This is a genomic window from Actinobacillus indolicus, assembly GCF_004519515.1.
Taxonomy (GTDB): Bacteria; Pseudomonadota; Gammaproteobacteria; order Enterobacterales; family Pasteurellaceae; genus Glaesserella; species Glaesserella indolica_A.
Map to the genome: position 1 here is coordinate 1094049 of NZ_CP038145.1, position 24628 is coordinate 1118676.

25 protein-coding genes are annotated in these 24628 nt (G+C 39.8%); 9 read left to right on the forward strand and 16 right to left on the reverse strand.

The features are described from left to right. Positions 1–8: 8 nt before the first annotated feature. The 16 genes from rbsD to EXH44_RS05435 all read right to left on the reverse strand — a co-directional run bounded on the left by rbsD (position 9) and on the right by EXH44_RS05435 (position 13417). Entirely contained in the window at positions 9–428 is a 420-nt protein-coding gene (rbsD, locus tag EXH44_RS05360) for a D-ribose pyranase (RefSeq protein WP_162856567.1), read from the reverse strand. 113 nt (positions 429–541) lie between these two features. After that, on the reverse strand, positions 542–1531 hold the full coding sequence (locus EXH44_RS05365) for a substrate-binding domain-containing protein (protein ID WP_162856568.1): 990 nt from the start codon (positions 1529–1531) through the stop codon (positions 542–544). 13 nt (positions 1532–1544) lie between these two features. Continuing rightward, the gene (locus tag EXH44_RS05370) at positions 1545–2186 is read right to left on the reverse strand and encodes a class I SAM-dependent methyltransferase (RefSeq protein WP_244238747.1); all 642 of its coding nucleotides are present in this window, start codon (positions 2184–2186) and stop codon (positions 1545–1547) included. A 47-nt stretch (positions 2187–2233) separates the two neighbouring features. After that, positions 2234–2650: a F0F1 ATP synthase subunit epsilon gene (locus EXH44_RS05375; RefSeq protein WP_021111663.1), complete on the reverse strand. Its 417-nt coding sequence runs from the start codon at positions 2648–2650 to the stop codon at positions 2234–2236. A gap of 26 nt (positions 2651–2676) precedes the next feature. After that, entirely contained in the window at positions 2677–4050 is a 1374-nt protein-coding gene (gene atpD, locus EXH44_RS05380) for a F0F1 ATP synthase subunit beta (protein WP_005713629.1), read from the reverse strand. A 20-nt stretch (positions 4051–4070) separates the two neighbouring features. Beyond that, positions 4071–4937 (reverse strand): F0F1 ATP synthase subunit gamma, encoded by an 867-nt coding sequence (gene atpG / locus EXH44_RS05385; RefSeq protein ID WP_135676037.1) that lies wholly within the window; start codon positions 4935–4937, stop codon positions 4071–4073. Positions 4938–4959: 22 nt separating this feature from the next. Then, positions 4960–6501, reverse strand: a complete 1542-nt coding sequence (atpA, locus tag EXH44_RS05390) for a F0F1 ATP synthase subunit alpha (RefSeq protein WP_135676038.1) — start codon at positions 6499–6501, stop codon at positions 4960–4962. A 12-nt stretch (positions 6502–6513) separates the two neighbouring features. After that, on the reverse strand, positions 6514–7047 hold the full coding sequence (gene atpH, locus EXH44_RS05395; RefSeq protein WP_135676040.1) for a F0F1 ATP synthase subunit delta: 534 nt from the start codon (positions 7045–7047) through the stop codon (positions 6514–6516). Between the two features lie 13 nt (positions 7048–7060). Then, complete coding sequence (atpF, locus tag EXH44_RS05400) at positions 7061–7531, reverse strand: F0F1 ATP synthase subunit B (protein ID WP_005713636.1); 471 nt, start codon at positions 7529–7531, stop codon at positions 7061–7063. Positions 7532–7592: 61 nt separating this feature from the next. Then, on the reverse strand, positions 7593–7847 hold the full coding sequence (atpE, locus tag EXH44_RS05405) for a F0F1 ATP synthase subunit C (protein WP_005713637.1): 255 nt from the start codon (positions 7845–7847) through the stop codon (positions 7593–7595). Between the two features lie 140 nt (positions 7848–7987). Further along, positions 7988–8779 carry a F0F1 ATP synthase subunit A gene (atpB, locus tag EXH44_RS05410; RefSeq protein WP_135676045.1) on the reverse strand — a complete coding sequence of 264 codons (792 nt, stop codon included), beginning with the start codon at positions 8777–8779 and terminating at the stop codon, positions 7988–7990. 28 nt (positions 8780–8807) lie between these two features. Beyond that, a complete protein-coding gene (locus EXH44_RS05415) occupies positions 8808–9194 on the reverse strand; it encodes an ATP synthase subunit I (RefSeq protein ID WP_162856569.1) in 387 nt (128 codons plus the stop codon). A gap of 248 nt (positions 9195–9442) precedes the next feature. Continuing rightward, positions 9443–10057, reverse strand: a complete 615-nt coding sequence (rsmG, locus tag EXH44_RS05420) for a 16S rRNA (guanine(527)-N(7))-methyltransferase RsmG (RefSeq protein WP_162856570.1) — start codon at positions 10055–10057, stop codon at positions 9443–9445. Positions 10058–10072: 15 nt separating this feature from the next. Continuing rightward, the gene (locus tag EXH44_RS05425; protein ID WP_162856571.1) at positions 10073–10819 is read right to left on the reverse strand and encodes a tetratricopeptide repeat protein; all 747 of its coding nucleotides are present in this window, start codon (positions 10817–10819) and stop codon (positions 10073–10075) included. Between the two features lie 69 nt (positions 10820–10888). Then, a complete protein-coding gene (gene mnmG / locus EXH44_RS05430) occupies positions 10889–12781 on the reverse strand; it encodes a tRNA uridine-5-carboxymethylaminomethyl(34) synthesis enzyme MnmG (RefSeq protein ID WP_162856572.1) in 1893 nt (630 codons plus the stop codon). Between the two features lie 396 nt (positions 12782–13177). After that, positions 13178–13417, reverse strand: a complete 240-nt coding sequence (locus EXH44_RS05435) for a PTS sugar transporter subunit IIB (protein WP_162856573.1) — start codon at positions 13415–13417, stop codon at positions 13178–13180. Between the two features lie 181 nt (positions 13418–13598). Between EXH44_RS05435 and EXH44_RS05440 the strand changes: the two genes are divergently transcribed. The 9 genes from EXH44_RS05440 to fucP all read left to right on the forward strand — a co-directional run bounded on the left by EXH44_RS05440 (position 13599) and on the right by fucP (position 24586). Continuing rightward, positions 13599–14345, forward strand: a complete 747-nt coding sequence (locus tag EXH44_RS05440) for a DeoR/GlpR family DNA-binding transcription regulator (protein ID WP_162856574.1) — start codon at positions 13599–13601, stop codon at positions 14343–14345. A 203-nt stretch (positions 14346–14548) separates the two neighbouring features. After that, positions 14549–16315 (forward strand): L-fucose isomerase, encoded by a 1767-nt coding sequence (fucI, locus tag EXH44_RS05445; RefSeq protein ID WP_162856575.1) that lies wholly within the window; start codon positions 14549–14551, stop codon positions 16313–16315. A gap of 132 nt (positions 16316–16447) precedes the next feature. Further along, complete coding sequence (gene fucK, locus EXH44_RS05450; protein ID WP_162856576.1) at positions 16448–17881, forward strand: L-fuculokinase; 1434 nt, start codon at positions 16448–16450, stop codon at positions 17879–17881. Between the two features lie 99 nt (positions 17882–17980). Further along, on the forward strand, positions 17981–18421 hold the full coding sequence (gene fucU / locus EXH44_RS05455) for an L-fucose mutarotase (protein WP_162856577.1): 441 nt from the start codon (positions 17981–17983) through the stop codon (positions 18419–18421). Between the two features lie 9 nt (positions 18422–18430). Beyond that, positions 18431–19084, forward strand: coding sequence for an L-fuculose-phosphate aldolase (fucA, locus tag EXH44_RS05460; RefSeq protein ID WP_162856578.1), 654 nt, complete (start codon positions 18431–18433; stop codon positions 19082–19084). Between the two features lie 311 nt (positions 19085–19395). Continuing rightward, positions 19396–20931 (forward strand): sugar ABC transporter ATP-binding protein, encoded by a 1536-nt coding sequence (locus tag EXH44_RS05465; protein ID WP_162856579.1) that lies wholly within the window; start codon positions 19396–19398, stop codon positions 20929–20931. Between the two features lie 11 nt (positions 20932–20942). Next, entirely contained in the window at positions 20943–21941 is a 999-nt protein-coding gene (locus tag EXH44_RS05470) for an ABC transporter permease (RefSeq protein WP_162856580.1), read from the forward strand. A 20-nt stretch (positions 21942–21961) separates the two neighbouring features. Then, complete coding sequence (locus tag EXH44_RS05475; RefSeq protein WP_162856581.1) at positions 21962–22909, forward strand: ABC transporter substrate-binding protein; 948 nt, start codon at positions 21962–21964, stop codon at positions 22907–22909. A 390-nt stretch (positions 22910–23299) separates the two neighbouring features. Further along, entirely contained in the window at positions 23300–24586 is a 1287-nt protein-coding gene (gene fucP, locus EXH44_RS05480) for an L-fucose:H+ symporter permease (protein ID WP_162856582.1), read from the forward strand. Positions 24587–24628 lie beyond the last annotated feature (42 nt).

Consider the following 24628-nt stretch of genomic DNA (forward strand, 5'->3'; position numbering starts at 1 on the left):
ATATCCACCTAAAATGGTACGCCAGAATAAAGAATGACATTAGCATAAGGGCTACATTCTCCCGTTCTGACGACAGCTTTGGCTTGGTTACTTTGTTGCTTAAATTCACTATGTGGAATATAGACAATTTCAATGGTATTTTGTTGTTCGATTTGTGTTTGATGAATGATATCTAATAGCTGTTGCTCAATTTGAGGATTAATCGTTTTAATTTCTTCGGCTAATACGATTTTTTCAACAAAGAGTTCACTAAATACGACTTTTAATGTGGTAAGAAAATCTGGCACACCTCTGGTTAAAGCCAAATCAATACAATGCTGCTGAACAGGAATGGGTAAACCTGCATCGCAAATTGTAAGCCCATCAGTATGTCCCATTGTACCAATCACATGAGAAAGTTGAGCGTTTAAGATTGTTGTTTTTTTCATTACAAACCATCCTTAAAAATCATCGAAACGTTTCGATATCTAAAAGATAGATAAAAACAATAAAAAAAACAACCTTATTCATTTAGAAATGTGAAGTACTTCAAAAAATAAATTTAAAAGGATTCCCGAATAATCAATTCTGGTGTGAGTTTGATCATTTCTATTTTGGTTTTTGGTTGGTGGATACGCAAAATTAATTTCTCAACCGCGGCTTTTGCCAATCGAGCTTTGGGTTGGTGAATGGTGGAAAGTGGCGGGTAAAGATATTGAGCCAGTTCAATATTATCGTAACCGATGATTGCAATATCTTGTGGAATGCGTAATCCTGCACGTTGAATGACTTGATACGCACCAATCGCAATGCTGTCACTCATAGCAAAAACCGCGCGCGGACGATTTTCCAGCGCCAACAGTTTAGTCATCGCCTCGACACCACCGTCATAATGGAAATGGCTTTCAATAATCCATTCGGGGCGAATTTGCAAATTATTCTCTAAAAGTACCCGCTTGTAGCCAGCTAAACGATTTTGAGCCAAAGGTTTTGAAAGTTCACCAGTAATAATGGCTATATCATGATAACCAGCATCGATGAACGCTTTTGTCGCAAGATACCCGCCTAATTCTGAATTTTCGTGAATAATATCGGCATTGAGCGACTGTTGCCACCAGTCAATCACTACCATAGGCAATGTTAAATTTGTCATCGCACTTAAGTCAAAATTTTGTGGCTCTGCACACATCAGCAATAAACCATCAACTTGTTTTAATAACAATCTCTCTAGATGTTGCTGTAAATTTTGGCTGTTGCCATCGGTATTGACTAAAATCAGATGGTAATGATGGCGTTCACAATAACGTTCGACATGGCGAACCACTTCGGCAAAAAAGGGATTGTTACTGGTCGTCACAATCATACCAATGGTATTGGTTTCCTTGATCTTTAAGCTTCTTGCCACCAATGAAGGTCGGTAATTAAGCTCTTCAATCACTTTTTTGACTTTCAAGGTAATTTCTTCACTGACAAAACGGGAATTATTTACCACATGGGAAACGGTTGAAAGTGAAACGCCCGCAAGACGAGCTATGTCTTTCATGGTTGCCATATAGTTTCATCCATTAATCCGATAATTTCAATACGTATAATTGATATAAAGGAAACTTCTGAACAACATGAACTTTTCTTTTATATGTATTTACATAATGATCTACTGCAGGTTTAACTAGAAGGTAATGATCATCTTCCATTTCTTCATTTGGTGACCATAGATAATCATCGAAAGCGATTACTCCACCGACTTTCACCAAGCGATGAGCTAATAAAGCATCAAATAAAACATCTGGCGCTTCGTGAGAACCATCTACATAAATAAAATCAAAATAATTTGAGTATCCTTTAGCAAGTAACTCTATCATTCTTTCATGAGAATACCCTTTATATTTCATTACTTTTACAGAGTTTGTTACTTGAGATAAAACTAAATTGATATTATGTTCAAAAGTCTGCTCAACAGAAGACATATCCCATTTATTCACATGTTCTTGACCTCCTTCCCAAGAGTCAATACAGTGAATCTCAAGTTCATCCGTATATTTAGCCGACATTTCAATAAAAAACTTAGTACTACGGCCCTCAAATGATCCTATTTCCAATATTTTCTTAGGTTTAATCTCATTAAAAATAATTTCTAGTGGGGGTATATTATGGCTAAACCAGTCAGCTTGAAAATGATATTGTTCTTCCATTATTTCAATGTTCATATATAAAAGCCTCAATAAAAATTGAGGCTCTTTATTAATTAATAAAATTAACGTCTATTCGCTAATTTCGTTTTGGTGAGTTCGTAAACACGAAGTTTCGCAATTTCTCTCGACAATTTCGCAGTTAAATCTGCTTCGTTTGTCTTACTCATTGTTTCTTCTGCTTTGCGTTTTGCTGCAAGGATACGCTGTTCATCGAGTTCTTCACCACGAATCGCAACGTCAGCAAGCACTGTCACAACGGTTGGTTGAACTTCAAGGAATCCGCCTGAAACATAGATATATTCTTCTTTGTTATCTTCCAAAGTGAATTTGACCATACCTGGTTTAATGGCGGTTAATAGTGGGGTGTGTCCTGCATAGACACCTAATTCCCCATCTACCCCTGAAACTCGAACACTCGTTACTTGACCTTCAAAGATTTTACGCTCTGCACTAACGACTGTGAGTTCAAATGATGTCATTTTGTTCTCCTTTGTTCAAAGAACAATTACATCTTGTTGGCTCTTTCAACCACTTCGTCAATTGAACCTGCCATATAGAACGCTTGTTCTGGGATATGGTCGTATTCGCCTGCTAAAATGCCTTTAAAGCCACGGATTGTTTCTTTTAATGGTACAAATTTACCTGGTACGCTGTTGAACACTTCTGCCACGTGGAATGGTTGTGATAAGAAACGTTCAATTTTACGCGCACGAGCAACCACTAATTTGTCATCTTCTGATAACTCATCCATACCAAGAATTGCGATGATGTCTTTCAACTCTTTATAGCGTTGAAGTGTTTTTTGTACGCCACGTGCAACATCATAATGCTCTTGACCAACAACGAGTGGGTCTAATTGACGTGATGTTGAATCAAGCGGGTCGATCGCAGGGTAAATACCCAATGATGCGATGTTACGGCTTAATACAACCGTTGAGTCTAAGTGAGCAAAGGTTGTTGCTGGTGATGGGTCTGTTAAGTCATCCGCAGGAACGTAAACCGCTTGAACCGAGGTGATAGAACCTGTTTTAGTTGACGTAATACGTTCTTGTAGAACACCCATTTCTTCTGCAAGCGTTGGTTGGTAACCTACCGCTGATGGCATACGACCTAATAACGCTGATACTTCTGTACCTGCAAGGGTATAACGATAGATGTTATCAACGAAGAATAACACGTCACGACCTTCATCACGGAATTTTTCCGCCATGGTTAAACCAGTTAACGCAACACGTAAACGGTTACCTGGTGGCTCGTTCATCTGACCATAAACCAGTGATACTTTGTCTAATACGTTAGAGTCTTTCATCTCGTGGTAGAAGTCGTTACCTTCACGAGTACGCTCACCAACACCTGCGAATACAGAGTAACCTGAGTGCTCGATTGCGATGTTACGGATTAACTCCATCATATTTACGGTTTTACCTACGCCCGCACCACCGAATAAGCCAACTTTACCCCCTTTAGCAAACGGCGCGATCAAGTCGATAACTTTGATCCCAGTTTCTAAAAGTTCTGTGCTGTTAGCTTGATCTTCATAACTTGGTGCTGCACGGTGAATCGTCCAACGCTCTTCTTCACCGATAGGACCTGCTTCATCAATAGGCTCACCTAATACATTCATAATACGACCAAGTGTTTTTGTACCCACTGGTACTTCAATCGCTTTATTCGTATTTTCAACTTTTAAGCCACGTTTTAAACCATCAGATGTACCAAGAGCGATACAGCGTACTACGCCACCGCCTAATTGTTGTTGAACTTCAAGGGTTAAACCTGTTTCAACTTTTAATGCATCATAAACTTTTGGTACTGCATCTTGTGGAAACTCAACATCGATTACCGCACCGATGATTTGTACAATTTTTCCCGTTGCCATTACCGTTCCTCTATTCATTGTTAAATTGCTGCGGCACCCGCGACAATTTCATTTAATTCATTCGTAATACTTGCTTGACGAGCTTTGTTATACACCAACTGTAACTCATTGATTAAATTACCTGCGTTATCTGTTGCTGCTTTCATTGCTACCATTCGAGCTGCTTGTTCAGAAGCAAGATTATCTACAATCGCTTGATAAACTTGAGATTCTAAATAGCGTACAAGTAAGCTATCTAATAATACTTTTGAGTTTGGTTCATAAATATAATCCCAAGAACCTTTATTCTCTAAGTTATCATCTTCAAGTTCAGGCAATGGTAATAATTGTTGAACTGTTGGTTTCTGTGACATCGTATTTACAAAGCGGTTGAAGACGATATAGACTTCGTCCACTTCACCATCACGATATCGATTAATCATACCATTAACAATACCAACTAAATCTTCCATTGCAGGAGCATCGCCTAAGCCCGTTACTTGAGCTTTCACTTCAACTCCCATTGATTGGAAAAATGATACCGCTTTATTTCCAACCAATCCTAAGACTGAATCCACACCTTTATCTTTACGTGTTTTTAATTCATTCAAAACGGTTTTAAATAAATTAATGTTTAAGCCACCGCATAGACCACGGTCTGTTGAAACAACAATAAATCCAACTTTTTTGACTTCACGTTCAGTTAAGAAAGGGTGTTTATAATCAATACTTCCTTTGGCAATATGGCTAATTACCTTACGAATGGCATCTGAGTATGGACGTGATGCAGACATTCTTTCTTGCGTTTTACGCATTTTAGATGCAGCAACCATCTCCATCGCTTTGGTAATTTTTTGTGTATTACGAACACTTGCAATTTTGGTTCTTATCTCTTTAGCACCTGCCATATTCTTTCTCCGCTAAAGTAGATTACCAAGCACTATTCTTTTTGAAACTATCTAAAATCTCGATTAATTTCGCTTTGATAGTGTCATTGAAATCGCCTGATTTACTTAAATCTTTCATAAACTCAGCATAATTTGCATTTGCATAAGCTAAAAGATTTGATTCAAATGAACCTACACGCTCAACTTCGACATCATCTAAATAACCAAATTCAGCTGCTGCAAGTGATAAACCTAATTGCGCCACAGACATTGGTTCGAATTGTTTCTGTTTAAGTAACTCTGTTACTTTTTGACCGTGTGAAAGTTGCTTACGTGTTGCATCATCAAGATCTGAAGCAAACTGCGCAAAGGCTGCTAATTCACGGTACTGAGCAAGTGCAGTACGGATACCACCCGCTAATTTCTTAACAAGTTTAGTTTGTGCAGAACCACCAACCCGAGATACCGAAATACCTGGGTTTACCGCTGGACGAATACCTGCGTTAAAGAAACTGGTTTCCAAGAAGATCTGACCATCAGTAATTGAAATTACGTTGGTTGGAACGAATGCTGAAACGTCACCTGCTTGGGTTTCAATAATTGGTAATGCAGTTAAAGAACCTGTTTGACCTTTTACTGCTCCATTGGTGAAACGTTCTACGTAATCTGCATTTACACGCGCAGCACGCTCAAGTAAACGAGAGTGTAGATAGAATACGTCACCTGGATATGCTTCACGACCTGGTGGGCGACGTAATAACAATGAAATTTGACGGTAAGCAACTGCTTGCTTAGATAAATCATCGTAAACGATTAACGCATCTTCACCACGATCACGGAAGTATTCACCCATTGCACAACCAGCATAAGGTGCTAAATATTGTAATGCAGCAGATTCTGATGCACTTGCTACAACCACGATAGTATTTTGTAATGCACCATGCTCTTCTAATTTACGTACTACGTTAGAAATGGTTGACGCTTTTTGACCGATAGCCACATAGATACATTTAATACCTGAATCACGTTGGTTAATGATCGCATCAATCGCTAATGCTGTTTTACCTGTTTGACGGTCACCGATGATTAACTCACGCTGACCACGACCGATTGGCACCATTGAGTCAACGGCTTTATAACCAGTCTGAACAGGTTGATCAACCGATTGACGGTCGATAACACCCGGTGCAATCACTTCGATTGGCGAGAAACCATCATTTTCGATTTCACCTTTACCATCGATTGGTTGACCTAAAGTGTTTACTACACGACCTAATAAACCACGACCAACAGGTACTTCTAAAATACGGCCAGTACATTTCACTTCCATACCTTCTGCTAAATCTGCGTATGGACCCATTACTACTGCACCAACTGAATCTCTTTCTAAGTTTAAAGCAATCGCATAACGATTACCCGGTAATGCAATCATCTCACCTTGCATTACATCAGCAAGACCGTGGATACGAATAACCCCGTCGCTGACTGAAACGATTGTACCAGTACTTTGTGCTTCACTGACCACATTGAACTGTGCAATACGTTTTTTAATCAATTCACTAATTTCTGTAGAATTTAGTTGCATTTTCTATTCCTCTTACAAGCACAACTCTTGGCTCAAACGATTTAACTGACCACGACTACTACCATCAATGACAATATCATCGTAACGAATAATGACGCCTGCAATTAATGACGCATCGATACTTGTCGTAATTCGAACTTCACTATTTAGCTTTTGTTTCATCGCTTTGGCGATTTTATCTTCCTGTGCTTTTGTTAAAGGTGTTGCGGATGTAACGAACACATCTTTAACGGACTCATACTCGGCACGGATTTGATTAAAACTAGCAAATACTGAAGGTAACGCCGAAAGACGCTTATTCTCAGCCATGACTCGAATGAAATTTTGCCCATATTGATCGAGTTGATCACCGCAAATTGCGATAAAGGTATCGGCAACTTGAGTGGCTGCAGAAGATGAATGAATAAAATGTTGCACATCTTCATTTTCAGCAACCAATGCAGAAAACTGTAACATTTCCTGCCATTTATCTAACTGACCTTGTTCTAAAGCAAAATCAAAAGCTGCTTTAGCATAGGGGCGAGCTACTGTTGTTAATTGTGACATCTGCCCCCCTTAATTATAATTCTGCAACTAGCTTATCAATGATGTCATTGTTTGCCGCTGCATCAACAGAACGACCCACAATTTTCTCTGCACCAGCAACCGCCAATGCAGCCACTTTTTGACGAAGCTCTTCTTGAACACGGCGACGTTCGTTTTCCACTTCTGCGTAACCTTGCTCAATAATTTTCGCTTTCTCGGCTTCAGCTTCTGCTTGCACAGATTCTAAAATTTCATTGCGACGTTTTGTTGCTAAATCAATGATATGTTGCGCTTCTTCACGAGCTTTAGCGAGCTCTTGCTCAACTAAAACTTTAGTATCAGCTTGTTCTTGCTTCGCTTTCTCAGCACTTGCAAGAGCGTCTGCAATATTTGCTTGACGCGTTTCAATCGCTTTAATAAGCGGTGGCCATACAAACTTCATACAGAACCACACAAATAGTGCGAATGCAATCAGTTGGCCTATTAGTGTTGCATTTAAGTTCACAACGCCCTCCTTAAGTCGGCTAAGTTACTCTTGAGTAACTACGGTTAAAAACAAATCCGACTTATTTCAATAAATCAATGAACGGGTTTGCGAAGATGAAAAGTAAAGAAATACCTACTGCAATCATTGCAATCGCATCAAGAAGACCTGCAACGATAAACATTTTAGTTTGTAAGCTGCTTGCTAATTCTGGTTGACGAGCTGAAGACTCTAAGAATTTACCACCTAAGATAGCGAAGCCAATTGCAGTACCTAATGCTGCGAAAGCAAGTAGGATTGATGCACCAATAATAGTTGCTGTAATTACAGTTTCCATAATGTTCTCCATAAAAGTAAGGAAATTAGCCTTACGGCTAGGGTTAATAACAAAGTTTTAATAAATGTGATCGGGCTTCACAAGCGGTTAGATTTTTACATTTTTTTGCAAATAAATAACCACTCACCAATCTGTTTTGTTTAGTGATCTGCTTTATTATAAGCAATACTCAAGTAAACAATCGTTAGCATCATAAAGATAAAGGCTTGTAACGTAATAACCAAAATATGGAAAATCGCCCAAGCTAAGTGTAATGGCAAACCTAATGCTTGAAGCAAGAAGTTATCCGCCATATACATGACTGCAATCAGGATAAAAATTAACTCACCTGCATACATATTACCGAATAAACGGAATGCAAGAGAAATCGGTTTCGCCAATAACGTTACGATCTCAAGCACGAAGTTTACCGGAATAAATGCCCAGTGGTTAAACGGGTGAAGCGTATATTCTTTAACAAAACCAGAAAAACCTTTCGATTTAATGGTGTAAAAAATAATTAAACAGAATACACAGATCGCCATACCTAAGGTTGCACTAATGTCTGCTGTTGGAACAGCACGCAAATAGTCAATCCCTAATAATGCAGCAAATTGTGGTGGATAATCCACAGGAATTAAGTCGATAGCATTCATAATGAATACCCAACAAAATACTGTTAATGCTAAAGGCGCAACAACTTCACGAGTACCGTGGAAGTTATCTTTAACCAAACCATCAACCCACTCGACAATCATTTCAACAAAACATTGAAATTTACCTGGTACGCCATCTGTTGCATTCTTCGCCACACGAGAGAAGAAAAAGAGGAAAATTGCACCTGCTACTAACGAGAAAAACAGAGTATCTAAATGCACATTCCAAAAACCGTCCCCTGTTTTTAAGAACGATAAGTGGTGACCAATATAGTCAGCCGTTGTTTGACCAGCCATAGTTTATCCTTTTGAAATTAAAAGAAATTTATTTTGAATGCCACTTCAATGCAATAGGCAAAAGACTATTACAAAGAATTATAAAAAAGAACCCACAAAAAAACGAAACATAGTGCATAGCACCATAACTTTTAAACGCCACCACAATCACAATGATCGCCGTAAGCCATTTCAGCCCTTCCCCACGATAAAAAGCGGTCATATTTTGAGGATTTATTACCGATTTACGAAAAAATACCCAATATACAAACACGCAATGCGGAAGCAATGCTGCAATTCCCCCTAATAATAACGAAATAAAGCGATTTAAGCCCAACCCAATCCCCACTGCTCCTGCTACGCAGAACAGTAGAATTAACTCTATACCGAGTGCTTTTTGATAAAGTTGTTTCGTTTGTCGAAGAACCGCAGACATTTTTGACTAAAACCTAATAAAAAAGTAAACGATTTCTTTGTGTAAACTAATCTAAAGTTACGCAATCAAAATCTTCTGAATTATACGCAGATTGACGAAAATTTCCAACCGCTAACCAAGTAAAAATGTCGGTTACTTAACATTTTTATGAAAAAATTTAACATTTTTGAGATTTACAAATAAAAAAGGTATATATCCTAAAATATATACCCAATAAATCTTATTTTTTACAAACACATATTCCCATTTTATCTATGTTTTAATACCACCAAATGCCGTTCTCCAACTAACTCAGGCACGTTCAGTTTAATCACTTCGACTAACTCAATCGGCTTGATCACTTCTGCCAACTCTTCTGGTTGATATTGTCCTTTTAACGCATAAAAGTGACCGCTTGTATTCGGCAAATGGTAGCACCAATCAACCATATCATTTAACGAAGCAAAAGCACGACTTAATACCCCATCGAATTGTTGCTCTTGATACTCTTCAACCCGACTTAACACAGGGGCTACGTTGGTGAGTTTTAGCTCACGAATCGCATTTTTAATAAAGGTAATGCGTTTGCCTAAGCTGTCTAACAACACAAACTGTTTATCAGGGTTGGCTATCGCTAATGGAATACCTGGTAAGCCTGGTCCTGTTCCAACATCAATAAATTGTTGCCCTTGTAAATACTTGCTTACCACGAGACTATCCATAATATGCTTTACTAACATTTCATCAGGATTACGCACAGAGGTGAGGTTATATGCCTTATTCCATTTATCTAATAATTTGACGAAATCAACCAGCTGCTGTTTCTGCTGATCGGTCAAAGAAATATTTGCTTGGGTGAGCAAGCGGTCTAATTTGGTTAACATTTTGCAAATTCTATTTTAGTTTAGTCGTTCTAATGCTTTTTGGGATTGCTTTAATATATCGTCCCATATTGGGTCATTATCGTCATTTGTAATATTTTCAATGGTTAATCGATAAAATTTTCTTGCTTGGGGAATATTTTTTAACGTTCCAATGCCTTTTTCATACATTTCTGCCAATTTGAAAGTGACTGTTGGATAAGATTTATACCATTTATAATAGAGATCATAGTAATGAAAAGCCTCTTTTTCATTTTTATTCACTCCACTTAAACCTTCCTCGTAGATTCTAGCAAGACTTAATAACGTTTCTTCCCAATAAAAAGCGCCATTTATAGAATCAATTCTCTTCAGAACCCTTATTGATAAATCGCCTTTTCCTTGTTTTAAATAAAGACGGCTTAGCTCGATATTGGCTTTTGCAGATCTATGGTGTTCAACATCAACTTCAACGAGTTTTTCATAGTAGTAGATTGCTTTATCAAGATCCTTATTAACGCCTGCACCGTTTTTATATGTTTCAGCGAGATATTCCAAAGCTTCTATCGACCCAAAATCAGCCGCCTTTTCCAACCAATCCATTCCTTTAGAACTATCCTTAACAACATATTCCCCTGTCCAATAGATGAATCCTAAATAATACATTGCATACGTTGCATTATAAGAATCCCTCTCTTTTGCCTGTTCTTCTAATAGTTGAATTGCGTGAGGAATATCTCCTTTATCAAAAGCTCGATAAGCTTCCGAAATTTTATCAGAACTCATTTCGCTTGCTCCTATATAAGTAGAATATAAAAAGCAGAACAGAATAAATATTCGACTTATATAATCCATTTATAATTCCCCTCGTTTCAACATCCCTTGCTTTTTCAAATTCACCAACAAAATTGAAATCGCAGCAGGGGTAATGCCAGAAATACGGCTAGCTTGTCCGATAGAGACTGGACGGTGTTGCATCAGCTTCGCACGCACTTCGTTAGATAAACTTTCCACTTTGTCGTAATCAAATTCAGCTGGAATTTGGGTGTTTTCGTGGCGTTTGTGGCGTTCGATCTCTTGTTGTTGATGTTCGATATAGCCTTGATATTTAATCGAAATTTCCACTTGCTCGGCAGCTTCTTTATCTTCAATCGCTGGCGCAAAAGGGGCAATTTGAGTTAAGGCTTCGTAAGTCACTTCAGGACGGCGAATTAAATCTTCACCGCTTGCTTCACGGGCAAGTGGGCTATTTAATAACGCATTCACTTCCGCAAGGTTCGCCATTTGTAAGTGCGCCCACGTCTGTTTCAAGCGTGCTTTCTCTTTTTCGATGTTTTCCATTTTCTCGTTGAAACGAGCCCAACGCGCTTCATCAATTAAACCAAATTGATGGGCAATCGGTGTTAAACGGGCATCGGCGTTGTCTTCACGCAACAACAAGCGGTATTCCGCACGAGAAGTAAAGACACGATACGGCTCTTTGGTACCTAAAGTACAGAGATCGTCCACCAATACACCCGTGTAAGCTAAATCACGGGTTGGGAACCACGCATCTTTGCCTTGTACTTGTAAACCAGCATTGATCCCTGCCAATAAACCTTGTGCCGCCGCTTCTTCATAGCCGGTTGTGCCGTTAATTTGCCCGGCAAAGAATAAGCCGTCAATCGCTTTGGTTTCAAGGGTTGGTTTTAGATCTCGTGGGTCGAAATAGTCGTACTCAATGGCATAACCTGGTTTGATAATACGGGTGTTTTCCAAGCCTTTCATTGAATTGACGATCCCCATTTGCACATCAAACGGCAAACTGGTTGAAATCCCGTTCGGGTAAACCTCAATGGTGGTTAAACCTTCTGGTTCAAGGTAGATCTGATGGCTGTTGCGATCGCTAAAACGCATCACTTTGTCTTCAATTGACGGGCAATAACGAGGTCCGATCCCTTCAATAATCCCCGTATACATCGGGCTACGATCCAAACTATTACGGATCAAATCGTGGGTTTGTTCGTTAGTGTGTGTTATATAACACGGAATTTGGCGAGGGTGTTGCTCCACCGATCCCATAAATGACATTACAGGTAAAACCTCGTCCCCGTGCTGTTTTGCCAATACATCAAAATTGATCGTGCGAGCATCTAAACGTGGTGGTGTGCCTGTTTTTAAACGATCTACACGCAAATTGAGATCACGCAAACGATCAGCCAACATTGTTGCTGCAGGATCGCCCGCTCGCCCGCCTGCGTAGTTATCTAAACCGATATGGATCTTACCCGCCAAGAAAGTACCTGCGGTTAAAATGACCGCTTTCGCTTTAAAGGTTAAGCCCATTTTGGTTACCGCACCTACTGCACGGTTATTCTCAACCAGAATATCGACTACTTCTTGCTGGAAAATATCTAAATTCGGCTGATTTTCTAATGCGGTACGCACCGCTTGGCGGTAAAGTACACGGTCTGCTTGCGCACGGGTTGCTCGAACCGCTGGGCCTTTTGAACTGTTTAAGGTGCGGAATTGGATCCCAGCTTTATCCGTTGCCGTTGCCATTAAACCGCCCATCGCATCAATTTCTTTGACTAAATGTCCTTTGCCGATCCCACCAATCGCTGGGTTACAAGACATTTGTCCTAAGGTATCTACATTGTGTGTTAAAAGTAAGGTTTTTAAACCCATACGCGCAGGGGCTAGTGCCGCTTCAGTACCTGCGTGTCCCCCACCCACTACGATCACATCGTATATTTCACGATAAATCATCTTATTTGCCTTGATTAAATTCTGTTTAAATGAAAAGTCGTCTATTCTACCTGAAAAAATTAAGATCTGAAAAAATGTTTTGGTTTGATCCTAGTTTAGATCTTGTAAGAGATCGACGATCTTAATAAGAAAAAGATCTCTTTATATAAAGATCTTTATTTTTGTTATTATTAGCTTACTTGAATAACGTGTATAACTGAAGAAAGAATAATATAATCAAATAGTTAAACAAGATCTTATGCTGTAAAGATCTTTAATAGGATAATGATCTAACCTGTGGATAAACCGTTGAGTTATCCACAGGAATGAATTTTTTAGAAGTTATTCAAGAATAGATCTCAAGATAAATACAAGAAAATTGAGAGTTATCCACAGGTGAATGAGAGTGAAAAATCATCATTTATCTAAGATTTGATTGATTTCATCACGATATTGTTGTGCTTTCGTACCTAAAATAACATGAATATGCTGATTGACTTCTAATACATCCAATGCGCCTAATTCAATAAGTTTGGCTTTATTGATTTGGCTAAGATCGTGAATGGCTACGCGTAAACGTGTCATACAAGCTTCAACAGATATAATGTTTTGTGCTGAGCCTAGGGCAGTCACCAGTTCATTTGCATGGTTTGACATAAATTAATCTCCTATTGATATAAAATTGAGCGCAATAGTCTAATCTCTTCAATTTAAACTGCTAGGTGATTTTGATTGATTTACATAATTTGTGATTTGATTCACAAATCAAGCAGTAGATCGTTTTCTTTTCTCAAAAAAAACATACAATTTTACAGAATTTTGACAAGGAAAAACGTCTATGCAACAGCGTCAACAACTTATCTTAAAATATATTGAAACCTATCATGAGGCTTCCGTTCAAGAGCTTGCAAATCATCTCAATGTCTCTTTAGAAACTATCCGCCGTGATTTAAACAAAATGGCAAAGGAAGGGCTTTTATATCGTACTCATGGTGGTGCGGTTAGCCATAAAAATCGGGATATCGGGCGCTCTTTTGATGCTCGTCGTCGAATGAATAGTAATGTGAAAAAATCCATTGCAGAAAATGCATTAGAACATTTTTTTGAAGGAGCAGTCATTGGTTTAGATGCGAGCTCAAGCAGTTGGAATTTTGCTCAACTCTTACCAGATCTACCTTGCACCGTTGTTACCAGTTCGATGCATAATATTCGGGCGCTGGCGAATAAAACCAGTATTGAAATCATTGCAACTGGTGGGGTTTATTCAGCGAAATATGATGCGTTTTACGGATCGTTGTCAGGGCATTTGCTTTCTCGATTAAACATTGATATTGCGATTTTTTCTTGTACTGGTATTGCTGACGGTGTGATTTGGGAATCTAATGAGATGAATGCCATCGCAAAACGTAAAATGTTAGCGGCAAGTAAAAAAGTATTTTTATTGGCGGATCACACCAAATTTGACCGTAAGGATCTGATACAACTTTGTGATCTTTCTACGATTCATCACTTATTTACAGATCGGACTCCACCTTCTTCTATTCAGAAAATTTGTCATCAACATCAAATCACGATTACCCTTTAATTATTTGCCCGATTTTCTCTTTTCCGTCACGAAATCGGGCAATCTTTTTGCAAAAAAATCACGTAATCTGACCGCTTGTTGTTCGCTTTTTGTGAGCAAATTCACAAAATCCGTACAAATTTGGTAAAAATTCTTTTTTCATTGTCAAGAAGTTGCAAAATAGCTTCGTCAATTATTTTAACCAACCAGTTAAGGGGATTTTTATGACTCAACTCAAATCAACTCCAGTAAAAATTGGTATCCGCCCAACCATTGATGGTCGCCGTCTTGGGGTGCGTGAATCATTGGAAGATCAAACAATGAATATGGCGAAAGCGGTGGCGAAGCTCATTAGCCAAGAAATTCGCCATACAAACGGAGATTTCGTCGAATGTGTAATTGCCGATACCTGTATCGGTGGTGTATTTGAAGCGGCTGCTTGTGCTGAAAAATTTAAACGTGAAAATGTGGGGGCTGTTATTACTGTAACACCTTGCTGGTGCTACGGTTCAGAAACCATTGATATGGATCCGCATATGCCAAAAGCGATTTGGGGCTTTAACGGTACGGAACGTCCGGGGGCAGTTTATTTAGCCGCTTCGCTTGCAGGCCATAACCAAATGGGCTTGCCGGCATTCTCTATCTACGGCACAGAAGTGCAAGAAGCAAGCGATCAATCTATCCCTGATGATGTGCGTGAAAAATTACTTCGCTTTGCCCGTGCTGGTTTAGCGGTGGCGACCTTACGCGGTAAATCTTATCTTTCTATCGGTTCTGTCTCGATGGGTATCGCAGGCTCTATCGTTAATCAAGAGTTCTTCCAAGATTACCTTGGTATGCGTAACGAATATGTTGATATGTCTGAACTCACTCGCCGTATGGAACGTGGTATTTATGACAAAGAAGAGTATGAGTTGGCGTTGAAATGGGCAAATGAATTCTGTATTGAAGGGGTTGATGTCAATGCACCTGAAAACCAAATGAATGCGGAAGAAAAAGCAAAATTACGTGAAACCTTGGTGAAAATGACCATTATCACCCGTGATTTAATGGTGGGTAATCCAAAACTTGCTAAACTCAATTTTGGTGAGGAAGCCTTAGGCCACAATGCGATCGCAGCCGGTTTCCAAGGACAACGCCATTGGACAGACCACAGTCCGAACGGCGACTTTATGGAAGCCTTACTCAACTCAACTTATGACTGGAACGGTGTGCGTCCGCCATATATTCTTGCGACCGAAAACGACTCGCTCAATGCCGTCAATATGTTGTTCGGTAACCTCTTAACTGGTCAAGCACAAATTTTTGCCGATGTGCGTACTTACTGGAGCCAAGACTCCGTAGAACGTGTCACTGGCTGGCGACCAGAAAGTGGCTTTATCCACTTAATCAACTCAGGTTCAGCTGCATTAGACGGCACAGGACAACATACCGATAAAGACGGCAAACCTGTGATTAAACCATACTGGGAAGTAACAGAAGAAGATGGCAAACGTTGCTTAGAAAATACTCGTTGGTGTCCAGCGGTTTACGAATATTTCCGTGGCGGTGGTTTATCTTCACAATATCTCACCAAAGGCGGAATGCCGTTTACAATGCACCGCATCAATCTCGTGAAAGGTGTCGGCCCGGTATTACAAATTGCGGAAGGCTGGTCTATCGACTTACCTGAGCACGTCCACGACATTCTCAACAAACGTACCAACGAAACTTGGCCAACCACTTGGTTTGTACCACGTTTAACAGGACAAGGTGCATTCACTGATGTTTACTCTGTGATGGCAAATTGGGGAGCAAACCACTGCGTTGCTACTTACGGACACGTTGGTGCGGACTTAATTACCCTAGCTTCAATGTTGCGTATTCCAGTCAATATGCACAACGTGGCAGATAAAGATGTGTTCCGCCCAAGTGCGTGGAGTATGTTCGGACAAGATAAAGAAGGTCAAGATTACCGTGCTTGTGCGAACTTTGGACCGCTTTATCGTTAATAATGTGATGTTTTGTAGGGGCGGGGTTTATCCCCGCCCGAAAGAAAATAAACATTTCAACGGGTGGGGATAAACCCCACCCCTACGAATAATTTATGAAAATTTAACAAATGAAGAACATACGGAGGCTCTATGCCAATCGCATTTATCTTCGATTGTGGTGCAACCAATTTACGCACAGTGGCAATGGATCATCACGGCAAATTACTGGCGGTACATCACATTGCAAACAATACCCAACAAGGTGAAGAAGCAGCCGACTATCACATTTGGGATATTGATGAGATCTGGTCAAAATTAATGACCTGTGCCAAACAAACCCTAGCACAACTTACCCCTGAACAACGGCAAGATATTGTCGGGATTTCAGTCACGACCTTTGGGGTGGACGGGGCGATTTTTGATAAACAAGGCAAACAGCTCTACCCGATTATTTCGTGGAAATGCCCACGTACTCAGCCGATTATGCAAGCACTCGGCGATTATCTCGATGTGGAAAAACTCTACCAACGCAACGGCGTAGGGCATTACAGCTTTAACACGTTATTCAAACTGCTTTGGTTGAAACAACATAAACCTGAACTTTACGCACAAGCGGAGAGTTTCTTGTTTATTTCTTCCATTCTCACTTATCGTTTAACTGGCGTACAAAGCACCGACAGAACAATGGCTGGCACATCAATGATGACCAACATTGCAAGCGACTCGTGGGATAGCGAAGTGTTAGATGTGTTGGGCTTAACAGAAAACCATTTCCCACCGATGAAAAGTGCTGGGGAAAAAATCGGCACATTACTGCCAACACTTGCCGAAGAGCTTGGTTTATCAACGGATATTCCCGTTCTCTCTTGCGGACACGATACCCAGTTTGCGATCTTCGGTTCAGGGGCAGGCTACAATCAACCAGTATTAAGCTCAGGCACTTGGGAAATTTTAATGGCTCGCACCCAACAAGCCAAACCGGAATGGCAATATGTCAAAGACGGTTTAACTATTGAATTTGACAGCCAAGCAGGCTATTTCAACCCAGGTGTGCAATGGGTCAGCTCAGGTATTATGGAGTGGCTTGGTAAACGCTTCTTTAGTGATGTCGCCGGCACTGCCGATTATTATCCGACAATGATCCGTGAAGGTTCACAAGTGACAGCCGGGGCAAATGGCGTAAAACTTTGCGGCAATTTTGATGGCACCAGCCAACAAACTGGCTCAATCGAAGGGCTTTCAATGCACACCCAACGGGGTGAAATTTATCGTGCCGGTTTGGAATATATGGCTCACCGCTTGAAAGCAGGACTTGATGTATTGCAACAAGTCGGACAGTTCAACGCAGAAAGTATTATCTGTGTCGGTGGTGGTTCAAAAAATGGCTTATGGAACCAAATCCGTGCCGATGTGCTTAACCGCCCGATTGATGTGGTCGATATGTCTGAAACCACCGTGTTAGGTGCAGCGATGTTCACGCTCACAGGTGCAGGCGTATTCGAGAATATCGAACAAGCGCAACAGGCAATGAAACCTGCGTTTAAACGGGTTGAGCCGAGTGGGAATGTGAACGTATATAGATAATTCGTAGGGGTGGGGTTTATCCCCACCCGTACAGAATTTAATAACATTGATTATTCGGGCGGGGATAAACCCCGCCCCTACGAAAAGGATTAAATAAATATGTTAAAAGGCATTCACCCTGCACTTTCCCCTGAATTACTGAAAGTGCTTGCAGAGATGGGACACGGCGATGAGATCGTATTGTCCGATGCCCATTTTCCTGCACATCAATTACATCATAAAGTGATCCGCGCAGATGGCATTCAAATTGCCACCTTACTTGAAGCGATCACCCCATTATTTGAATATGACCAATATGTCGAATGTCCATTGGTCATGATGCAAGTGGTACCCGGCGACAGCCTCGATCCTGAGGTTGAAGAGCGTTATCTTGCGGCAATCGCAAAAATTAACGGAAAAGCACCGCTTGTAGAACGTATTGAACGTTTCGCCTTTTATGACAGAGCGAAAACCGCTTATGCCGTAGTGATTACAGGTGAATTAGCCAAATATGGCAACATCATCTTGAAAAAAGGCGTTACCCCAGTTTTAACAGATTAGGAGGAGAGTATGAATCGTCAAACATTAGCGAGAAAAATTATTGACACCTGTTTGGAAATGACCCGTTTGGGGTTAAACCAAGGTACGGCAGGAAATATCAGTGTCCGTTATCAAGATGGTATGCTGATCACCCCGTCAGGTATGCCTTATGAAAAAATGAAGGAAGACGACATTGTCTATGTGGATAACGAAGGCAATTTTGAAGCAGGAAAACTGCCGTCAAGCGAGTGGCAATTCCATCTTGCCGTGTACCAAACCCGTCCAGAGTTAAATGCTGTGGTACATAACCACGCCATCAACTGCACTGGCGTATCTATCTTAAATAAAGATATTCCCGCTATTCATTATATGATTGGCGTGACGGGGACAGATCACGTTCCATGTGTGCCTTACGCTACTTTCGGCACTTGGCAACTGGCGGAATATGTAAAACAAGGTATCGCAAAAAGCAAAGCAATTTTATTACAACATCACGGTATGATTGCTGCCGAAGTTAATCTTGAAAAAGCGCTTTGGGTCGCACATGAAGTAGAGGTATTAGCCGAATGGTATCTGAAACTCTTGGCTATCACCCCTAATGTCCCAGTGCTTTCTGATGAAGAGATTAAGGTTGTTTTAGGCAAATTCTCGACTTATGGATTGAGAGTGGAAGAGAAACATTAATTTAATGTTATATCAGAAGGGCGAGTAACTAAACTACTCGCCCTTATTTTTTCTACAAGCGGTAGGATTAGTTACAAATTTTGCAAATGATCTTACCGCTTATTATTGCTTTGTATATGCCCGATTTTTCTATATTTTTCAAAAAATCGGGCAGGTTTATTTTGTGAAAAAATAATCAATAAATGATTTTTTTGTGACACTTTTCACAATTTTAACATTTCAATGTAAATCCACTTTGAAAACTGTCAACTTTGTACAAATATGCTTTCACTACTTTAGTAAGATATTTCTATATTGTAATGGAGGCAGAGATGACCGCAGTCAATAGCAATACGCCGTTACTCTCAATGAAGAACATCAGCAAATCTTTTGTGGGGGTTCAAGCCTTAAAAAATGTTCAGCTTGAACTGCATAAAGGAGAAGCCCACGCTTTAATGGGTGAAAACGGTGCTGGAAAATCCACCTTAATGAAATGCTTGATCGGGGTTTATCAAGCAGATGAAGGGGAGATCATCTATAAAGGAAAAGCCGTCAATTATTCTTCTGTGTTGGAAGCTCAGAAAGACGGTATCAGTATGATTTTCCAAGAGTTAAACCTCATTCCTCATCTTACCGTGGCAGAAAATATCTTCTTTGCCCGTGAACCAAATAAATTTGGCATTGTTGATAAAGCCAAAATGAATAAAGATGCTGCCGACTTACTCAATATGTTTGATATTGATGTGAAGCCGACCGATCTTGTCAAAGACCTTTCCGTTGCTCGTCAGCAAATGGTGGAAATTGCCAAAGCTCTTTCTTTTGATGTGGAAGTCTTAATTATGGACGAACCGACTTCCGCTCTCACGGAAAAAGAGATTGAGAAATTATTTGAGCTTGTCCGCCGCTTGAAAGAGAAAGGCGTGTGTATTGTCTATATTTCTCACCGTATGGACGAACTGAAACAGATCTGCGACCGCATTACCATTTTCCGTGATGGCACTTATGTGTCTAGCCACCGTTTCTCAGACATTACGATGGACGAAATCATTACCAAAATGGTAGGGCGTACGCTCGATAACCACTTCCCACCAAAAACCGCCAAAATCAGTGATGAATTGTTGCTTTCTGTGATGAATGCAGAACGTAAGGGCGTATTTGAGCCGTTAAACTTTGACTTGTTAAAAGGCGAAGTGTTAGGAATTACAGGCTTAGTTGGGGCGAAACGAACAGAGCTTGCTCGTGCGATTTTTGGAGCAGATCCCCTTGATGGAGGCGAAATTTATGTTCGGAATAAGAAAGTGGTTATTCGTGACCCAAGTGACTCGATTAAAGCCGGTATTGCTTATCTGTCTGAAGACCGCAAGCTAAATGGGGTGGCAGTGAGAATGTCTATTCGTGAGAACATCACCATGGCTTCAATGGATAAAGTGTGCGATCAGTTAGGTATTATTTCACACAATGAGGAGCTGAAAGCGAGCGATACCTTTATTAAGAAAATGGAAATTAAAACGCCAACACCAGAGCAGTTAGTGAACAACTTAAGTGGTGGTAACCAACAAAAAGTGGTGATCGGCAAATGGTTGTTCCGTGATGCGAATGTGATGATTTTCGATGAACCAACTCGAGGCATTGACGTTGGGGCGAAATATGCGATTTATCAGTTAATTGATGAACTTGCCGCTAATGGTGTCGGTGTGATTGTTATTTCTTCTGAATTACCTGAAATTTTAGGAATTACCGACCGTGTTATCGTGATGCGTGAGGGCAGAATGACAGGTATGTTGGAAACCAAGAAAACCAACCAAGAAGATATTATGCAATATGCCACTGGCGTGAGAAATATGTTCAAAAACGAATATAAAAACTAAGGAGCTTTAAAATGAGTGATAAATATAAAGATCTGCTTCGCAAAATGGCAGCATTAGCAGGATTAGTTTTATTAGTGATCTTTTTTAGTGTCACCAATGAGTTTTTCTTCACTTCTAACAACATTATGACTGTTGGTCTGCAAACATCGACCATTGCATTAATCGGTATTGGCGCAACTTGCGTTATCTTAACGGGTGGTATCGACTTAAGTACGGGGTCTGTGGTTGCTCTTTCAGGAGTCGCTGCTGCAATGATTGTAAATGCAGGTGTGCCTGTGCCGTTAGGTATGGTGTTGGGTATCTTAGTTGGCGGTATCTGTGGTTTAGTCAATGGTATTTTAGTCACCCAAATGAAATTACCGCCATTTATCGCCACTCTCGGTATGATGATGGTTGCCCGTGGTTTAGCACTCTATGTCACTAACGCAGCCCCAGTTTCAGGTATGCCGGAAAGTTTCGCAGCCTTAGGTAACGGTGCCTTATTCAAAATTGTGGAAGAAGGTCCGAACGGCTTACCGAAAGTGGTGTTTGCAGGTATTCCATATCCTGTGATTATTATGATCTTTATCACCGTACTCTTTACCTTTGCCTTAACTAAATTAAAAGTGGGTCGCTACATTTATGCGATCGGTTCAAATGAAGAAGCGGCTCGCTTATCTGGTATCAAAACCAATGTTGTCAAAATTTATGCCTATGTTGCTAGTGGCTTACTCTCTGGCTTAACAGGCGTAATCCTTGCTTCTCGCTTAGTAACAGCACAGCCAAACGGCGGTGTGGCTTACGAGCTAGATGCAATCGCAAGTGCAGTAGTCGGGGGAACATCGTTGATGGGCGGTGTCGGTACCATCCCTGGCACATTAATCGGGTCATTCATTATCGGTGTACTCCGTAATGGTTTGAATATGAATGGCGTATCATCGTTTGTGCAAATGATTGTTATCGGTTTGGTGATTATCGTAGCCGTGTCTTTAGACCAGCTCCGTCAATCTAAAAAACTTGGTAAGAAATAAACTCTAGAGGAGATTTAACTATGAAAAAATTAGCAATCGTAACCGCAACTGTATTAGGTTTATCAACCCTTTTTGCAGGCTCAGCGTGGGCAAAATCAGACGAAATCGCAGTAATCGTAAAATCCGCTAACTCTACTTTCTGGCAAAACGTGCGTAAAGGTGCGGAAACCGCAGGTACAGATTTAGGTGGAAAATACAAAGTCACTTTCCAAGGCCCTGAATCAGAAACTGCGATTGATGCTCAAGTGAATATGGTGGACAACGCAGTAAACCGTGGCGTAGCGGGGATCGTACTTGCTGCTTCTGACCCAGTAGCTCTTGTGCCAGCAGTGAAAAAAGCCTATGAAAGCGGTATTCCAGTGGTATTAATCGACTCAGGCTTAAACAGCGATGGTAAATACTATCAATCATTCCTTGCAACCGATAACCGTGCAGCTGGTAAATTAGCCGCTGAAAAATTATTAGCTAAAGTGAAAGGCGGTAAAGTAGCGGTGATGTCATTCACCCAAGGTGCTGCTTCTGCGATTGAACGTACCGGCGGCTTCATTGATGAAGTGAAATCTAAAGCAGATTACAAAATTGTTGGTCCATACTACTCAAATTCAGAAATGGTTACTGCATTGAACCAAACTGAAGACGTTTTAGGTTCTAACCCTGACATTGCTGCGATCTTCGGTGCAAACGAACCGACTGCAGTGGGTATGGCTCGTGCGGTGAAACAAAAAGGCTTTGCAGGTAAAATCGTTGCCGTTGGTTTTGATGGTAATTCAGACCTTCAAAACTTCGTGCGTGACGGAACTTTAGACGGTATCGTGGTGCAATCTTCATACCAAATGGGCTACAAAGGTGTTGATACTATCGGCAAAATCATCAAAGGTGAAAAAGTCGAGAAAACAATCGATACTGGTGTAGTTTATGTAACGAAAGAAAACATCGACTCTGAAGAAGCGAAAGCAGTGCTTTACTAATAATTATTGATAAATAGAACATAGGGGTGCAGTCATAATGTACCCCTTTTCTCTTATTACAAGCGGTTAGTTTCTTTCCTGATTTTACTATCTATCTTATTGGTTTTTTATGACCGACTTGACTGTTATGACTGATTTTGAATTTTATGTCTTAAATCGGGCATCTAAAATTTTATTTTTTGTTTAATTTTTAATTAAAATAACCTTTGTTTTGTGAGATTAATCACAAAATAAAAAGGAAATTTATTCTATTTTTCTAAACTTATGCAAAATAGCAACAAATAAATTTCATTTATTTTGTCGTAAAATATAAGTTAAATTGATATTTTTAACATGGATTTTACAACTATTTAAACATTGTTTTTTATTTGTGTTATCTAGGGGTGTGCTATGACAGCTAAAGTATTAGAATCTAAATTTATTGTTCCATTTATTTTAATTACTTGTTTATTTTCTTTATGGGGATTTGCAAATGATATTACAAACCCCATGGTTGCTGTATTTCAGACAGTTATGGAAATACCTGCATCTGAAGCAGCTTTAGTGCAATTCGCTTTTTATGGCGGATATGGCACAATGGCTATTCCAGCTGCATTATTTGTCAGTAGATATAGTTATAAATCAGGGATTTTACTTGGTCTTGCATTATATGCTGTTGGGGCTTTTCTTTTTTATCCTGCTGCGATTTATGAAGAATTTACTTTCTTCTTATTCTCCCTTTATATTCTTACTTTTGGTTTGGCTTTTTTAGAAACAACCGCCAATCCTTATATCTTATCTATGGGTGATCCACAAACAGCAACGAGACGTTTAAATCTAGCCCAAGCCTTTAATCCATTAGGTTCAATCTTTGGTATGTTTATTGCATCTCAAGTAGTTTTAACCAGCCTTGAATCTGATAAACGAGACAGTTCAGGTAATTTAATTTTTGATACTTTATCTGCTGCAGAAAAAGCCATTATAAGAACACATGATTTAGAAGTTATTCGTGATCCTTATGTCATTTTAGGTTTTGTTGTTGTTTTATTCTTTATAATAATTGGATTATATAAAATGCCGATGACAAAAATAGAAGAAGGGAATAAAATAACATTTAAAAATGCATTATCTAAATTATTGGTAAATGCAAAATATCGTGAAGGTGTTATTGCCCAAGTCTTTTATGTTGGTGTTCAGATTATGTGTTGGACTTTTATTATCCAATATGCAGAAAGATTAGGTTTTACCAAAGCAGAAGCACAAAATTTTAATATTATTGCGATGGGGATTTTTATTACAAGTCGCTTTATTAGTACCAGTATTATGAAGTATTTGAAAGCTGAACTGATGTTATTTTTATTTGCAATCGGAGGTTTTTTAAGTATTTTAGGTGTTATATTTATTGATGGTGTATGGGGTTTATATTGTTTGATTCTGACTTCAGGCTTTATGTCGTTAATGTTCCCAACTATTTATGGTATTGCATTATATGGCTTGAAGGAAGAAGCAACATTAGGGGCTGCAGGATTAGTTATGGCAATTGTTGGCGGAGCATTAATGCCACCTTTACAAGGAATGATTATTGACCAAGGGACTTTGCTAGGTATGCCTGCAGTAAACTTCTCTTTTATTTTACCGCTCATCTGTTTTGTTGCGATTGCAATTTATGGATTTAGAGCATGGAAAATTTTGAAGTAAATCGGCAGGTCTAGCTGTTTTGACCTTTTTTAATTCTCTCTT

Bases quoted from the DNA above. Each gene is read 5' to 3' on its own strand.
- rbsD (WP_162856567.1), bottom strand. From the start codon at position 428: ATGAAAAAAACAACAATCTTAAACGCTCAACTTTCTCATGTGATTGGT.
- EXH44_RS05365 (WP_162856568.1), bottom strand. From the start codon at position 1,531: ATGGCAACCATGAAAGACATAGCTCGTCTTGCGGGCGTTTCACTTTCA.
- EXH44_RS05370 (WP_244238747.1), bottom strand. From the start codon at position 2,186: ATGAACATTGAAATAATGGAAGAACAATATCATTTTCAAGCTGACTGG.
- EXH44_RS05375 (WP_021111663.1), bottom strand. From the start codon at position 2,650: ATGACATCATTTGAACTCACAGTCGTTAGTGCAGAGCGTAAAATCTTT.
- atpD (WP_005713629.1), bottom strand. From the start codon at position 4,050: ATGGCAACGGGAAAAATTGTACAAATCATCGGTGCGGTAATCGATGTT.
- atpG (WP_135676037.1), bottom strand. From the start codon at position 4,937: ATGGCAGGTGCTAAAGAGATAAGAACCAAAATTGCAAGTGTTCGTAAT.
- atpA (WP_135676038.1), bottom strand. From the start codon at position 6,501: ATGCAACTAAATTCTACAGAAATTAGTGAATTGATTAAAAAACGTATT.
- atpH (WP_135676040.1), bottom strand. From the start codon at position 7,047: ATGTCACAATTAACAACAGTAGCTCGCCCCTATGCTAAAGCAGCTTTT.
- atpE (WP_005713637.1), bottom strand. From the start codon at position 7,847: ATGGAAACTGTAATTACAGCAACTATTATTGGTGCATCAATCCTACTT.
- atpB (WP_135676045.1), bottom strand. From the start codon at position 8,779: ATGGCTGGTCAAACAACGGCTGACTATATTGGTCACCACTTATCGTTC.
- EXH44_RS05415 (WP_162856569.1), bottom strand. From the start codon at position 9,194: ATGTCTGCGGTTCTTCGACAAACGAAACAACTTTATCAAAAAGCACTC.
- rsmG (WP_162856570.1), bottom strand. From the start codon at position 10,057: ATGTTAACCAAATTAGACCGCTTGCTCACCCAAGCAAATATTTCTTTG.
- EXH44_RS05425 (WP_162856571.1), bottom strand. From the start codon at position 10,819: ATGAGTTCTGATAAAATTTCGGAAGCTTATCGAGCTTTTGATAAAGGA.
- mnmG (WP_162856572.1), bottom strand. From the start codon at position 12,781: ATGATTTATCGTGAAATATACGATGTGATCGTAGTGGGTGGGGGACAC.
- EXH44_RS05435 (WP_162856573.1), bottom strand. From the start codon at position 13,417: ATGTCAAACCATGCAAATGAACTGGTGACTGCCCTAGGCTCAGCACAA.
- EXH44_RS05440 (WP_162856574.1), top strand. From the start codon at position 13,599: ATGCAACAGCGTCAACAACTTATCTTAAAATATATTGAAACCTATCAT.
- fucI (WP_162856575.1), top strand. From the start codon at position 14,549: ATGACTCAACTCAAATCAACTCCAGTAAAAATTGGTATCCGCCCAACC.
- fucK (WP_162856576.1), top strand. From the start codon at position 16,448: ATGCCAATCGCATTTATCTTCGATTGTGGTGCAACCAATTTACGCACA.
- fucU (WP_162856577.1), top strand. From the start codon at position 17,981: ATGTTAAAAGGCATTCACCCTGCACTTTCCCCTGAATTACTGAAAGTG.
- fucA (WP_162856578.1), top strand. From the start codon at position 18,431: ATGAATCGTCAAACATTAGCGAGAAAAATTATTGACACCTGTTTGGAA.
- EXH44_RS05465 (WP_162856579.1), top strand. From the start codon at position 19,396: ATGACCGCAGTCAATAGCAATACGCCGTTACTCTCAATGAAGAACATC.
- EXH44_RS05470 (WP_162856580.1), top strand. From the start codon at position 20,943: ATGAGTGATAAATATAAAGATCTGCTTCGCAAAATGGCAGCATTAGCA.
- EXH44_RS05475 (WP_162856581.1), top strand. From the start codon at position 21,962: ATGAAAAAATTAGCAATCGTAACCGCAACTGTATTAGGTTTATCAACC.
- fucP (WP_162856582.1), top strand. From the start codon at position 23,300: ATGACAGCTAAAGTATTAGAATCTAAATTTATTGTTCCATTTATTTTA.